The sequence below is a fragment of the Actinoplanes sp. NPDC049681 genome, assembly GCF_044465265.1.
Classification (GTDB): Bacteria; Actinomycetota; Actinomycetes; order Mycobacteriales; family Micromonosporaceae; genus Actinoplanes.
The window spans coordinates 487,902-500,852 of sequence record NZ_JBITLP010000005.1 but is presented as its reverse complement, the minus strand read 5'-3'; the positions used below and the strand labels follow the sequence as shown (position 1 = coordinate 500,852).

Here is a 12,951-nt window from a genome sequence, read left to right as displayed (position 1 = left end):
GCGCGACACATCAGGACGGGTTGCGCGCCTCGCGCCGGACCTCGGAGGGCGTACGCCCCCACCACCGCTTCGCGCACCGCGTCAGCACCGCCTGCTCCGCGAAACCCACCAGGTTGCTGACCTGCGCCAACGGCATGCTCGTGGTGGTCAGGTACGACCGCGCCCGGGTCCGGCGCACCGAGTCCAGCACGGCCCCGAACGAGGTGTCCTCCGCGGCGAGCTGCCGTTGCAGGGTGCGCGGATGCACCGCCAGCACACTGGCGACGTCGGCGAGATCGGTCGACCCGGTGCCCAGCGACTGATCGAGCACCGCCCGTACCCGCGACGTCACCGCCGCCCGGCCCGCCGCCGGGGACTGCCGCGACAGGAAGGCCAGCGCCAGGCCCCGTACGGTCGCGTCGACCCCGTCCAGCGTGCGCGACAGCAGGCTCGACGGCAGCCGCAGCACCGCCACGGGACGGCCGAACCGCACGCGGGCGCCGAACGCCTCCTCGTAGCGACCGCGGGGCGCGACCGGCTCGTGCGGCAGGTCGACGGACTTCAGCCCGTACGGGCCGCCGGCCAGGAACATCACCGTGCGGTGCAGGAACAGGACCGTCATGTCGGTGGCCTGCGGCAGCGGCCGCCGCCCGGGGAACGCGTAGCGCAGGGCGACCACGCCGCGGGCCCCCTCCGGATCCTCGACGACCTCGACGCTGTGGTCCCGGGCGTGCACGAACAGGTAACGCGAGGTGCACTCCAGGGCGTCGGCGACGGACGGCGAATGCTGGATCGCGACCGCCAGCGGCCCCAGCAGGCCGAGATCCTGGATCTGGCCCACCCGCAGGCCGAGGTCGGGACGGCCGAGGTCGGCGGCCGCCACCTCCAGCACCGCCGCCAGCTTCGAGTCCTCCACCAGCAGCTCGTCGGTGTCCAGGGCCTCCACCGGCAGCCCCACCCGCCGCGCGCAGCCCACGGCGTCCCCGCCGAGGGACTCGACGACCTGCCGGAACTTCTGCAAACCGGCGGAGCGCACCAGAGACATCCCCCCAGGCTCGCCCCGCCGGCACCGGGAATCAAATCCGTCCCCGCTACGGGGCGGTCGCCGCGCTGGACAGGGTGATCTCGGTGCCGGACGTGCCGGTGCGGATGGCGAACTCGGGGATGCCGTTACGGGCCAGCCACAGCCCGCGTCCGCCGACCGCGTCGGCCGCCGGGCGCCGGGGCGGGCGGTACCGGGCGGGTATGCCCGCGCCCTGGTCGGTGATCCGGCAGTGCAGGCGGTCGGTGGTGCGCCACAGCTCGAGCCGTCCCCGCCCGCCACCGTGGCGGACCGCGTTGGTGGTGATCTCGTTGACGGCCACGACGAACCGGTACAGCTCCAGGTCCGTGAGGCCGTTGCTCTGCGCGCAGTGCTCGACCTCCCGGCGCAGCGCGACCAGGCTGCCGGTGTCGAAGTCGCGGGCGAGCAGTGGCCAGGGAGCGGGAGAGTCAGCCACGGTGGGCTCCGAGGTCTGGTGGCGGGCCGGGATGCCGGCGTGCCGCCAGCAGGCAGGTGTCGTCGTCGGGGTTGGCGCGGCGCAGGCCGGTGAGCAGGTCCTCCAGGGGCCGTGCTCCCGGCTCGGCGGTGACGCGGCGCAGCACGCTCAGGACCGGGGCCAGCCCTTCGTCGAGCGTGTGTGAGCGGTGCTCGACCAGGCCGTCGGTGTAGAGCAGCAGCACGTCGCCGGGGCCGAGGTGGGCGACGGACGTGCGGTACTCGGCGCCGCGGAGGGCTCCGAGCAGCGGGCCACGGCGGCGGGGGAGCTCGGTGACGGTGCCCGCCCGGGCGTGCAGCGGCGCCGGATGGCCGGCCTGCGCCCAGGTGAGCTCGTGGGTGCCGGGATCGTAGCGGGCGATGACCGCGGTGGCCGTACCGGTCTCCGGGTCGCCCGCGTAGAGCAACCTGTTGAGGTGCGCGAGGAGGGCGGCGGGGTCCGAGGTGGTGGTGACGGCGAGGGCGGCCAGCGCGTGGCGCAGCTGGGCCATGGTGGCCGCGGCCTTGAGGCCGTGACCGGCGACGTCGCCCACGGCCAGCACGATGCTGCCGTCACCGGCGGTCGCCGCGTGGTACCAGTCGCCGCCGACCCGGCTGGCCTGCTCGGCCGGGAGATACTTGACCGCGGCGCGCAGTCCGGGCAACTCGATCGGGGCGTCCGGGATCGGCAGGACGATGTGCTGCAGCCGGGCGGCGAGGCGGTGTTCGGCCGCGAGGCTCTGCTGGTGCTCGCGCAGCTGCTGCTGCACCTCGGCCAGTTTGAGCCGGCTGGTCTCCCGGGCGGTGACGTCCTGGATGATCCCGTACACCTTCACCGGCCTGCCGTCGGCGTCGCGGACGGCGTCGATGACGGCCCGCAGGTGTTTGATCCGGCCGTTGATGAGGGTGCGGGCGGTGAGGTCGACGGTCTCGCCGCGCCCGAACGCCTCCGCGGCCTGGCGCCGCAGCGGCTCGTCCTCGGGCAGGCCGAGCGCGTCGGACTCCTCGCGTGGCAACGGGCCCTGCGCCGGGTCGCGTTCGTAGATGCGGTACATCTCGTCGGACCACACCGTGGCGTCGGTGACCAGGTCCCACTCGCCCCAGCCCAGGTTGCCCAGCCGTTCGGTCTGCGCGATGCGCTCGGCCAGCCGCGCCTGCTCGTCGGCGCGGGACCAGGTGGTGATGAGGCCCGGCCCGACCGGCCGGACCCGGACCGACAGGTGCTGCTCCGCGTGGTGGTCGTCCCGGTGGAACGAGCTCACCCCGCTGACCTGGCGGTGCCGGCCGTCGTCCAGCGCGGCCGACCACGCCCGCCAGACCGGCCCGCCCACGATCGCGGGAAAGACCTCGCTGACCGGTCGGCCGATCAGCTGCGGGCCGGTGTATCCCGACCGGCCGGTCACGGTACGGGTGACAGCGACGATCTCGTAATCGGTGATCTGCCCGGTGTCGTCGCGGAGCGCGGTGACGACGATGTACTCGCCGGGCACCGTGTCGAGCACCTGCTGCACGACGCCGGCCCACTCCCGTCGTGCCGTGGGGGAGGGTTCCGATCGTGCACGGGATCGCGCTTCCGGAGGCGCGTGCGGCACCCGCAGGGCCTCCTCCGCGCTGCGGTGCAGCGCTCCCGAGGGCGTGGACTCGCGGGTCTCGAGTACGGCCAGCACGCCGGACGCGACGGCGGTGACCTCCCGGGCCTGCTGGCTGGCCAGGTGCCGCAGGTGCGCGTGGGCCTCGTCGATGCGGCACCCGATCCGCCCGGCCAGCAGCCCGGCGGCCCGCTCGCACACGACCTCGGGCCGCAGCGCGGCCTGGCTCACCTGGGCCTCGATCTCCGCCAGGCGCTGCAGGTATCCGTGGTCCGTCACGGGTCCTCGGCCGGGTCGGCCAGGCCGAACGCCTCCAGCAGGCCGGACAGCCAGAGCTGGTCGAGGACCTTGGACGTGGGGTTCGCGACGCGGAAACCCGCGCCGCCCTCCTCCGCCGCCTTCATGGCTCGTACGAGCAGGCCGATGCCGGAGGAGTCCAGGAAGGTGACGTCGGCGAGGTCGATCCGCACGGCGGCCGGGCGGCCACGGTGGATCGCCTCCTGCACCGCCCCGGCGACCTGGGACGCATTGGTGAAGTCCAGATCGCCGCGCAGGAACACGGTGAGCCGGCCGTCGGCATCGGTGTCGACCGAGATCGTCCGCACGCATTCCACCCTTCTGCGTGTCGCTGCCGGTCACGCTACGCCGCCCGGCTCGCTACGAGGAGACACCGATCGGTTAGAACGAGGCTCCCGCCGCGGCGGCACGTGTTTCCGGCGGATCCGGGATCGCCGCTGGTCTGTCGGAGCGCGAGCGGCAGGTGCTCGACCTGTTCGCCGCCGGACCGGGCAAACCAGGCGATCGCCCGCCGGCCCGGGGTGAGCGACAAGACGGTGGCGAACACCGTGTCGCTGATCCTGCCCCGCATCGGTGCTCCGGACCGGGCGGCGGCCATCGCGGCCGCGCGGGCGCAGGGCCTGGGCACGATCGACTGACGGGCCGGGACGTCCTCCCGGCCGGCCGGGAAGGTTGTCCGGTGGGCGCGGGTCCGGCCCGCGCCATGCTGTTCGTAGCCGGGCTGCTCGCCTGGATGGCCGGTGGCGTGCTGGGCGCGGTCGCGGCGTACCGGTCGCGGGTCCTGCCCCTGCCGCTCGCCGTCGCACTCGGCCCGAGCCTGCCGCTCACGATGGCGCTCGGGTACGCGGGCCCGTTCGTGGAGGCCGCCGGGTTCCTGGCGCGGCGGGACTGATCATGGCCGGGGCCGGGTGCGAGGCTGATCGCGCCCGGCCCCGCCGGCCGGACCCCTATTCGCCGCCCGCGTGCTTCGGTGCCCGTCGCCGGAGCCTGATGACCGTCTAGGCTGCGTGCGTGGCGCCTATCGAACCGATCACCGACGAGGAGCGGCTGCGCCGTATCACCGCCATCACCGACGCCTCCCTGTCGGACCTGCACGTCGCGGAGCTGCTCGACGAGCTGCTGGACCGCGCGCGGGAACTGCTGTCGGTCGACACCGCCGTCATCCTGCTGGTCGACGGCCACACCAACGAGATGGTCGCGACCGCCGCCAAGGGCCTCGAGGAGGAGGTCCGGCGCAGCTTCCGGATCGGCGTGGGCCAGGGTTTCGCCGGGCGGGTCGCCGCCGGCCGCCGGCCGGTGATCATCGAGGACGTGACACCGGACAGCGTCGTCAACCCGCTGCTGATCGACAAGGGCCTGCGGTCCCTGCTCGGCGTGCCGATGGTCGTCGGCGGTCAGCTGGTCGGCGTCCTGCACGTCGGCACCCTCGTGCCCCGGCGGTTCGGCCCGGACGACATCCAGCTGCTGCAGCTCGTCGCCGACCGGGCCGGGCAGGCCGCACAGACCCGGCTGCAGATCCTCGACCGGCAGGCGGCGCTCGCCCTGCAGCGCAGCCTCCTGCCCAGCCGGCTGCCCGAGCTGCCCGGCCTCGACCTCGCGGCACGCTACCTGCCCGGTCACGACCTGGGCATCGGCGGCGACTGGTACGACGTGTTCCAGCTGCCGTCGGGCTGGGTGGGCGCGGTCATCGGCGACGTCTCCGGCCACGGGCTGCCGGCCGCGGTCGTCATGGGCCGGATCCGCAGTGCCCTGCGGGCGTACGCGCTGATCAGCGACGACCCCGCCGAGGTGCTCACCGCCCTCGACCGCAAGGTCCACCACTTCGAGGCCGGATCGCTCACGACCGCCGCGTACGCCCTCATCGCGCCGGACCGGTCGGCGATGCACGTCTCCTCCGCGGGGCACCTGCTGCCGATGCTGGCCGTCCCCGGGCAGCCCGCGCGGCTCCTGGACCTCCGCGTCGACCGGCCGCTGGGCGTCGGGAACCCCCCGGCGGCCCGGCACACCTCGGTCGTGGACGTCCCGCCGGGTGCGGCCGTGGTCTTCTACACCGACGGGCTCGTCGAACGCCGCGGCGAAGTGATCGACGTGGGCATCGACCGGCTCGCCCTCGCCGCCGAGCCGGGACCGGCCGAGGCGATGTGCGATCACATCCTCACCGTCGGCGCCGGTCACGATCCGATGGACGACATCGCCCTGCTGGTGGTACGCCGCCCCGGCGACTAGCGGCCGCAGGCTCTCAAGAAGGCCGCCGAGCCGCCGATTGTCTCTGACGTCAGCTTGAGAAGCCGCGAAGGGAGGCGACGTGCCCGAGCAGCACAAGGAAGCGACGCAGCAGCTCACCGACCTGCTGCAGACCGCGCGTAAGTCGCTCGGTCTCGGCGTCGCTTTCCTCACCCGCCTGGACGGCACGACGCAGCACCTCGAGGCGGTCGAATCCACGATCCCGAACGCGTTCCGCGCCGGCATGTCGCAGCCGCAGGAGAACTCGTTCTGCCAGGCGATCCTGGACGGGCGGTTGCCACCGGTGATGGCGGACGTCACCGCGTACCCGGAGGCCATGGAGCTTCCGGGGGCCCACATCCCGTGGCTGCGCAGCTTCGTCTCGGTGCCGGTGGTGCTCAGTGACGGGACCGTCTACGGCACCTTCTGCGCGGCCGGCTTCGACTCGAACCCCGCGCTCACCCCCAGGGACCGGGCGCTCATGGACGTGCTGTCGCACGCCGCCTCCATGATCATCGAGCCGACCCTGCGCGAGCACGTCCGCCAGGCGGAGATCGCCGAGCGGCTCGGCCCGATCCTGGACGCCGGCGGGCCGGTCGTGCTGCTCCAGCCCATCGTGAACCTGGCGAGCCGGCGCCGGGTGGGCGCCGAGGCGCTGAGCCGCTTCCCGCGGGAGTGGGACCTGCCCCCGGACCGCTGCTTCGCCGACGCGCACGCCATCGGCGAGGGGCACCGGCTCGAGCTGCTGGCGCTGCGCCGCGCCGCGGAGCACCTCCGCCTGGTGCCGCACTACGTGACCATGAACGTCTCGCCGGCGACGCTGCTGACCAGGGCGTGCACCCGGCTGCTGGAGCGCTTCCCGCTGGACCGGGTCGTGCTGGAGCTCTCCGAGCACGAGCCGGTCGAGGACTACGACGCCCTGAAGGCCGTGCTGGCCCCGCTGCGGGCGCGCGGCATGCGGCTGGCGATCGACGACGTCGGCGCCGGCTTCTCGTCGCTGCGGCACATCGTCGTCACCCAGCCGGACGTCATCAAGCTGGACCGCAGCATCGTCACGGGCATCGGGGCCGACCCGGTGCTGAGCGTCGTGACCCACTCCCTGGTCGACCTGGCCCGGGCCACCGGTGCCACCGTGGTCGCCGAGGGCGTGGAGACCGAGTGCGACGCCGCCGCCCTCGTGGCGGTCGGGGTCGACCTGGGCCAGGGCTGGCATTTCGGCCCGGCGGTGAGCCCCGAGGAGCTGCGCGAGGAGTACGCCGCCGAACCGGCGAAGGTGCCAGCCTGACCGGTTCAGGAGCCCTGCACGGTGGGCTGGTAGCCCGCGTACGTCCTGGCGAGCGAGCGGACGAACGCGTCGAGGTCGCCGTCGTCGACGAACGTGGCGAGCGCGGTGTCGATCTCGGTGCTGCGCGCGGGGTCGACCATGACACCGTGGGTCGCCGACCCCACCACCACCGTGGCCGGGTCCTGCCAGGCCGCCAGCGCCGTGGCCAGATAGTCGTGGTACTTCGTGCGGTCGGTGTCGAGGCGGGCCGGCAGCGATCCCTTCTTCACGCTGAGCGCCTCCTGGCCCTCCAGGGAGGCGCAGGCGCTGAGCCACTTCTCCGCCGCGTCGCGGTGCGGGGCGCCCTTGGGCAGCGTGAACGTGTCCGACAGGAAGTTGAACACCCCGCTGGTGCCGGGGGAGGCCACGGCGCCGTAGTCGGTCCCGAACTTCAGCCCCTTCGCCCGGCCCAGATACGCGTCGGCCCAGTCGCCCATCACGGTGTACGCCGCACCGCCTTCGATCATCTTGTCGAGCGCCGACTGCCAGTCACCGCCGAACGTCTTGATGTCCGAGGCCGCGAGCACCTTGGCGAACACCGCGACGGCGGCACGGACGTCCGCGCCGAGCCAGCTCGTCCTGCCGTTCCAGAGTCCCGTGTACTTCTCGGGTCCGAGTTCGCCCAGCAGCACGTTCTCCAGCAGGTGCTTCTGGGTCCAGCCGGGGCCGATCGACAACGGCGTGATGTTCCTGGCCTTCAGCCGCCCCGCCGTCTTCAGGAACTGGGACCAGGTCGTCGGCGGTTTCGTGATGCCGGCGCTCTTGAGGGTCCGGATGTTGAACCACAGCACGTTGGAGCGGTGAATGGTCACCGGAACGGAATAGATCTTTCCGTCGATGGTGGTGGCGTCGAGCAGCGCCGCCGGGAACAACTTCCGCCAGCCGTTCCGCTCGTACATGGCCGACAGGTCCTCGATCTTGCCGGCCTTGATGTCGGCGGTCTGCTCCAGCCCGGCGTGGATCTGGTAGGAGTCGGGCGGATCGCCGGCGGCCAGGCGGCTGGCGAGCACGGCCCGCGCGTTGATCCCGGCACCGCCCGCCACGGCGGCGTTGACGAATTCGATGGTCGGATTCTTCCGCTTGAAATAGGCGATGAGGGCCTCGTAGCCCTCCTTCTCGCCGGGCCCGTCCCACCACGAGAAGACCTCGACCTTGTCGTCGGACCCTTCCGCCCCGCCGTCGTCCTTGCCGCCGCCCCCGCAGGCCGGGAGGAGGGCCAGGAGCATGACCAGGACCAGGCTGAGCGGGCCTCGTCGGCGCCCGGGCATGGCACCACCCTCCCTGCTCGGCCAGCGAAAGCATCCCGGCTAAGCCAGCCTAGTGGCGTCCGTATCCGGTGATCAGCTATTCGCTTGATTGGCGGCGCCCGCGACCGATGGGAGGAGAGTCCGGAGTCGGTGATGCGTCGGGGGGAGGCACCTCTTGTCGAGAGGCAGTCTGCTGCGCCCCGTCACACAGGCCCGCCAGGCCTTCGCCGACCTGCGGATCAGCACCAAGATCGTGAGCGTCGCCCTGGTGGTGGCCTCGGTGTTCGCGGCGGTCGGCGTCGTCGGCCTGCTGCGGATCAGGGACCTCGCGGCGCAACAGGACTACCAGTACCGGACCAACGTGCTGGCCCTGTCCCACATGACCGACGCACGCTCGGCCGTCGGCGCCCAGCTCGAGGCCGTCGTCTCCCACATCCTGTCCGAGCCGGGCTTCTACCGGCACCAGTACGAGACCATGATCGCGACGACCGACGACCGGCTCGACGTCGACCTGGTGGAGCTGCGGCGGCTGCACCTCGCCCGGCCGGAGCAGCGGGCGCTCGAGGCGTTCGGATCGCTGCTGCAACTGTGGCGTACCGCCCGCGACACCGCCCTCGACGCGAGCCGGCGCGGCGATCGGCAGAAGGCCACCACGATCCTGCTGGTGCAGTCCGAGGCGGTGGCACGCTCGGTGAAGACCCGCGCCGACGCCGTGCTCACCCAGCTCGTCGAGTCCGTCGCCACGGGCGCCCGCGAGTCCCTGTCGCGCAGCCGGGCCACCGAGCGGTGGATGCTGCTGTCGCTGGTCGCCGGCGCGCTGGCCGCGATCACCCTGTCGGTGCTGGCGGCGCGGACGCTGTCCCGGCCGCTGCGCGAGGCCGTCGACGTGCTGACCGCGGTGGGGCGCGGCGACTTCAGCCAGCGGCTCACCGTACGGGGCAACGACGAGGTCGGGCAGATGGGTCACGCGCTGAACGCGGCCCTCGTGGCACTGCGCGACGCGTTCACCGGACTCAAGCATCAGGCGTACCACGACAACCTCACCGGGCTGCCCAACCGGGCCCTGTTGCGCGACCTGCTGACCGACGCCTTCGCCCGCAGCGGACCTGGCACCCACATGGCGCTCATCCTGGTGGACCTCGACGGGTTCAAGGAGATCAACGACCTGTACGGCCACGGCGTCGGCGACGTCCTGCTGGTCGCCGTCGCCGAGCGGCTGCGCGACGGCCTGCAGCGCCCGGACGACACGGCCGCCCGCCTCGGCGGCGACGAGTTCGCGGTCCTGCTCGACGGGTTCGCCAAGCCCGGCGACGCGTACGCGGTGGCGGACCGCCTGCTCACCAGCATCGGGGAACCGCTGATCCTCCCCGAGGTGGAGCTGCGGCCCCGGGCCAGCATCGGGGTCGCGCTGTGGAACGGCCACACCGACATCGACGCCCTGATCCGCGACGCCGACGTGGCGATGTACGCCGCCAAGGCCCAAGGCAAGAACACCGTCGTGCGGTTCGACCAGCTGAAGGCGATGACATGAGGTTTCGTGCAGCGGTTGCTGCCGCTCTGATCCTTGTCGGCGGCACCACGGGGTGCTCCGGGGGTGGCCCGGCGGTCGAGTCGGGATGCGAGGCATACGCCGGCTACCTCGGCCATTCCGGCACCTCGGTGTCGATGTTCGCGACGATCCGCGGCCTCGGCATCCAGCAGGCCAAACAGTCGTGGGAGCGGTTCGAGGACTGCACCGGCATCACCATCCGGTTCGAGGGCAACGACGAGTTCGAGGCCGAGCTCCGGCGGCGGGTCCAGCAGGGCGGCGCTCCGGACCTGGCGATCATTCCGCAGCCCGGGCTGCTCGCCGACCTGGCTCGCACCGGAGCGGTCAAGCCGGCCCCGGCCGCGGTACGCGAGAACGTCGCGAAGTGGTTCTCGCCCGACTGGAGCCGGTACGGCACGGTCGACAACGTCCTCTACGGTGCGCCCTACACCGCCAACGTCAAGTCGTACGTCTGGTATTCGCCCAGGATGTTCAGTCAGCGCGGCTACAAGGTACCGACGACGTGGGCCGAAATGATCTCCCTCAGCGACCGGATCGCCGCCGACGGCATCAAGCCGTGGTGCGTGGGGATCGAGTCGGGCGTGGCGACCGGGTGGCCGGTCACCGACTGGCTGGAGGACGTGATGCTGCGCGAGTTCGGTGCGGACGTCTACGACCAGTGGGTGGCGCACAAGATTCCGTTCGACGACCCCCGGGTGGCCACCGCGCTGGAGCGCGTCGGACGGATCCTGCGCAACCCGGCGTACATCTACGGCAGTGTCAGGAGCGTGGTCTCCACCTCCTTCGATGAAGCCGGCCTGCCGATCCTGGCAGGCAAGTGCGCGCTGCACCGCCAGGCGTCCATCTACGCCGACCTGTGGCCCAAGAGCGCCACCGTCGCCCCCGACGGCGACATCTTCGCCTTCGCCCTGCCGCCGATCGACCCGGCCAAGGGGCGGCAAATCCTGGTGGCGGGCGAGTTCGTCGGCGCGTTCACGGACCGGCCTGAGGTGCAGGCCGTGGCCGCATACCTGTCGACCCCGGAATGGGCGAACGAGCGTGCCAAGATCGGTGGTGCGGTCAGCGCCAACAAGGGCTTCGACCCGGCGAACACCCAGACCTCCGTCGAGAAGCTCTCCGCGGATCTGCTCACCGACCAGTCGGTGACCATCCGTTTCGACGGCTCGGACCTGATGCCGGCGGCGGTGGGCGCCGGGACCTTCTGGACCGGCATGACGGAGTGGATCAAGGGCGCGGACACCGCGACGACGCTGCACCGCATCGAGGACTCCTGGCCGCAGTGAGGCCCCGGCACGTAGATCTCCGTCTACGTGCCGGCACGGATGCGGCGGCCCGGTCGCTGCAGCACCCTTCTCAGGCGTGAAGAAGCTTCTGACAAGTGCACTGATGCTCGGAGTTCTCGCGCTCGCCGGCTGCGGCGCGCCCGGCGACGACACGGAGGCTCCGGCGGCCGGGGCGGACGGGACGGCCCCGGACGCCGGGACCGCAACCGGGGCGGACACCGCCGCTCCGGCCGCCGGCTACGAGGACGAGGCGTACGCCTGCGGCCTGCTCAGCCGCGCAGACATGGAGGCCCTCTTCGGCGGCCCGGTCGGCGAGGCGCAGCCGAACGCCGTCGGCACCTCGCGGTTCTGCCAATGGAAGGACGCCTCGGCCGAATCGTGGGTCTACCTGGAGCTCGCGAAGCCGTCGAACGGCGCCGCCAAGGAGTATGCGACGGTCCGGAAGGTCCGCCCCGAGGCCAAGGACGTGAGCGGCCTCGGGCAGAAGGCGTACTCGTACTATCACCGCGGCCAGACCGAGGTGAAGGTGCTCGCCGGCGACCTGTACGTCACGGTCGCGGTGCAGTACCTCAAGGGCCGGACCCTCACCCCGGAGGCCGACGTGGCCCGGGTCACCACGCTGGCCCGCCAGGTGGTCGGGCGGATGTAGCGCCGGCCGCGGCAACCTTCCCGCTCCCGGCTCCGGCCCGGAGCTGCACCCCTGCGCTCCGAGACTCGTCCGGAGAAAGCTCGGGGCTCCACCTCCGCCCCGCGACGGCGCCTCGTCGCGGGCGGTTCGGTGTACGTACGGACCATCCGGTGTTCGTCCTTGTCCCGCCCCCTGACCGTCCAGGCCGAGGAGCGCACGCCGATGACGACATCGCGAATTCGATTCTTGCTGGTCACGGCCCTTGCCGCCGTGCTGACCTTCGCCGGCGCGCCGGCACCCACCTCGGCCGCGGTCCCGCAGGTCGCGCAGCAGTGGTCCTCGCTGATGTACCACAGCCTGACGCCCTCCGCGGCCTACGTCCGGGTACGCACGACGCTCGCCGCCCAGCGGGACTCCCTCCGGACCCAGTCCACCCGGGTCATCAAGAGCCGCGAGATGCACACCGCCGCGCAGGCCGCCCTCACCACGGCCGTCGCGGCCGACGCGGCCGCCCGTACCAGCTATGCCGTCGCCCGCGAGGGGCTGACCAGCGCCCGCAACCGGCTGACCCTGGTGTCGCAGCAGCGGCCGCGCAACGCCGCCGCGGTGGCGGGGGCCAAGAGCGCCGTCGCCGTCGCCGTGCAGTCGGCGAGCACCCGCAGTGTCGAGGCGCGCAAGGCCGCCGTGGCGCTGAGGGCGGCGCAGGCCGCCGCCCGGACCGCCACCGCGCGGCTCGACAGCGTGGTGGCCGCGTACCAGCGCATCTCCGCGGCGATCCGGACCAACCAGCTGCGGCTCAACGCGCTCGACAAGTCCGCCGAGCTCGCCGGCCAGGCCGCCGTCCTCAGCCGGGACGTCGTCACCGACGTGCGGGCCCGGTTCACCGTCGCCGACACCACCACCGTCAACGGCATCACCGTGCACAAGAGCGTCGCGTTCGCGTTCCGGCGGATGCTCGCCGACGCGCAGGCCGACGGGATCTCCCTGTCCGGCGGCGGGTTCCGCACCAGGGACCAGCAGATCAAGCTGCGGAAGATCAACGGCTGCCCGGACGTCTGGACGGCGCCGGCCTCCTCGTGCCGGGTGCCCACGGCGATCCCCGGCCGGTCGCTGCACGAGCTCGGCCTGGCCGTGGACATCAGCTCCGGGGGCCGGACGATCGGCCGCGACAGCGACGCGTTCCGGTGGCTGGCCGCGAACGCCGGTCGGTACGGCTTCGTGAACCTGCCCTCCGAGGCCTGGCACTGGTCGATCACCGGCGGCTGACGGCTCCCCCGGGGCAACCCGGGCACAACCGATCGGTGAACGCCCGATGA

At 72.6% G+C, this 12,951-nt stretch carries 12 protein-coding genes; 7 read left to right on the top strand and 5 right to left on the bottom strand.

Annotated elements, in window-relative coordinates; translation table 11 throughout:
• Positions 1-10: 10 nt before the first annotated feature.
• From ACIBO8_RS20570 to ACIBO8_RS20555, 4 genes are read right to left on the bottom strand one after another with little or no spacing between them, the layout of a single operon-like run.
• On the bottom strand, positions 11-1,024 hold the full coding sequence (locus ACIBO8_RS20570; protein ID WP_396116858.1) for an AraC family transcriptional regulator ligand-binding domain-containing protein: 1,014 nt from the start codon (positions 1,022-1,024) through the stop codon (positions 11-13).
• Between the two features lie 46 nt (positions 1,025-1,070).
• Positions 1,071-1,478 (bottom strand): ATP-binding protein, encoded by a 408-nt coding sequence (locus ACIBO8_RS20565; protein WP_396116857.1) that lies wholly within the window; start codon positions 1,476-1,478, stop codon positions 1,071-1,073.
• Positions 1,471-3,363: a PP2C family protein-serine/threonine phosphatase gene (locus tag ACIBO8_RS20560; protein ID WP_396116856.1), complete on the bottom strand. Its 1,893-nt coding sequence runs from the start codon at positions 3,361-3,363 to the stop codon at positions 1,471-1,473. Before ACIBO8_RS20560 ends, ACIBO8_RS20565 begins: the two co-directional genes overlap by 8 nt.
• Positions 3,360-3,689 carry an STAS domain-containing protein gene (locus tag ACIBO8_RS20555; RefSeq protein WP_396116855.1) on the bottom strand — a complete coding sequence of 110 codons (330 nt, stop codon included), beginning with the start codon at positions 3,687-3,689 and terminating at the stop codon, positions 3,360-3,362. The genes ACIBO8_RS20560 and ACIBO8_RS20555 overlap by 4 nt, the downstream gene beginning before the upstream one ends.
• Before the next feature lie 371 nt (positions 3,690-4,060).
• Between ACIBO8_RS20555 and ACIBO8_RS20550 the strand changes: the two genes are divergently transcribed.
• From ACIBO8_RS20550 to ACIBO8_RS20540, 3 genes are all read left to right on the top strand, one after another.
• Entirely contained in the window at positions 4,061-4,273 is a 213-nt protein-coding gene (locus tag ACIBO8_RS20550; RefSeq protein ID WP_396116854.1) for a hypothetical protein, read from the top strand.
• Between the two features lie 119 nt (positions 4,274-4,392).
• Entirely contained in the window at positions 4,393-5,607 is a 1,215-nt protein-coding gene (locus ACIBO8_RS20545; protein ID WP_396116853.1) for a PP2C family protein-serine/threonine phosphatase, read from the top strand.
• 79 nt (positions 5,608-5,686) lie between these two features.
• The gene (locus tag ACIBO8_RS20540; protein ID WP_396116852.1) at positions 5,687-6,889 is read left to right on the top strand and encodes an EAL domain-containing protein; all 1,203 of its coding nucleotides are present in this window, start codon (positions 5,687-5,689) and stop codon (positions 6,887-6,889) included.
• Between the two features lie 5 nt (positions 6,890-6,894).
• Here the strand turns inward: ACIBO8_RS20540 and ACIBO8_RS20535 are convergent, their stop codons facing one another.
• Positions 6,895-8,196 (bottom strand): ABC transporter substrate-binding protein, encoded by a 1,302-nt coding sequence (locus ACIBO8_RS20535; RefSeq protein WP_396116851.1) that lies wholly within the window; start codon positions 8,194-8,196, stop codon positions 6,895-6,897.
• 154 nt (positions 8,197-8,350) lie between these two features.
• On the opposite strand from ACIBO8_RS20535, the gene ACIBO8_RS20530 reads away from it, so the two are divergent.
• From ACIBO8_RS20530 to ACIBO8_RS20515, 4 genes are all read left to right on the top strand, one after another.
• Positions 8,351-9,706, top strand: coding sequence for a diguanylate cyclase domain-containing protein (locus ACIBO8_RS20530; RefSeq protein ID WP_396116850.1), 1,356 nt, complete (start codon positions 8,351-8,353; stop codon positions 9,704-9,706).
• Positions 9,703-11,007 (top strand): ABC transporter substrate-binding protein, encoded by a 1,305-nt coding sequence (locus ACIBO8_RS20525; RefSeq protein ID WP_396116849.1) that lies wholly within the window; start codon positions 9,703-9,705, stop codon positions 11,005-11,007. The genes ACIBO8_RS20530 and ACIBO8_RS20525 overlap by 4 nt, the downstream gene beginning before the upstream one ends.
• A gap of 76 nt (positions 11,008-11,083) precedes the next feature.
• Positions 11,084-11,656 (top strand): DUF3558 family protein, encoded by a 573-nt coding sequence (locus ACIBO8_RS20520; RefSeq protein ID WP_396116848.1) that lies wholly within the window; start codon positions 11,084-11,086, stop codon positions 11,654-11,656.
• A 201-nt stretch (positions 11,657-11,857) separates the two neighbouring features.
• Positions 11,858-12,901 (top strand): M15 family metallopeptidase, encoded by a 1,044-nt coding sequence (locus ACIBO8_RS20515; protein ID WP_396116847.1) that lies wholly within the window; start codon positions 11,858-11,860, stop codon positions 12,899-12,901.
• The last annotated feature ends 50 nt before the right edge of the window (positions 12,902-12,951 follow it).

Bases quoted from the DNA above. Each gene is read 5' to 3' on its own strand.
- ACIBO8_RS20515 (WP_396116847.1), top strand. From the start codon at position 11,858: ATGACGACATCGCGAATTCGATTCTTGCTGGTCACGGCCCTTGCCGCC.
- ACIBO8_RS20570 (WP_396116858.1), bottom strand. From the start codon at position 1,024: ATGTCTCTGGTGCGCTCCGCCGGTTTGCAGAAGTTCCGGCAGGTCGTC.
- ACIBO8_RS20535 (WP_396116851.1), bottom strand. From the start codon at position 8,196: ATGCCCGGGCGCCGACGAGGCCCGCTCAGCCTGGTCCTGGTCATGCTC.
- ACIBO8_RS20525 (WP_396116849.1), top strand. From the start codon at position 9,703: ATGAGGTTTCGTGCAGCGGTTGCTGCCGCTCTGATCCTTGTCGGCGGC.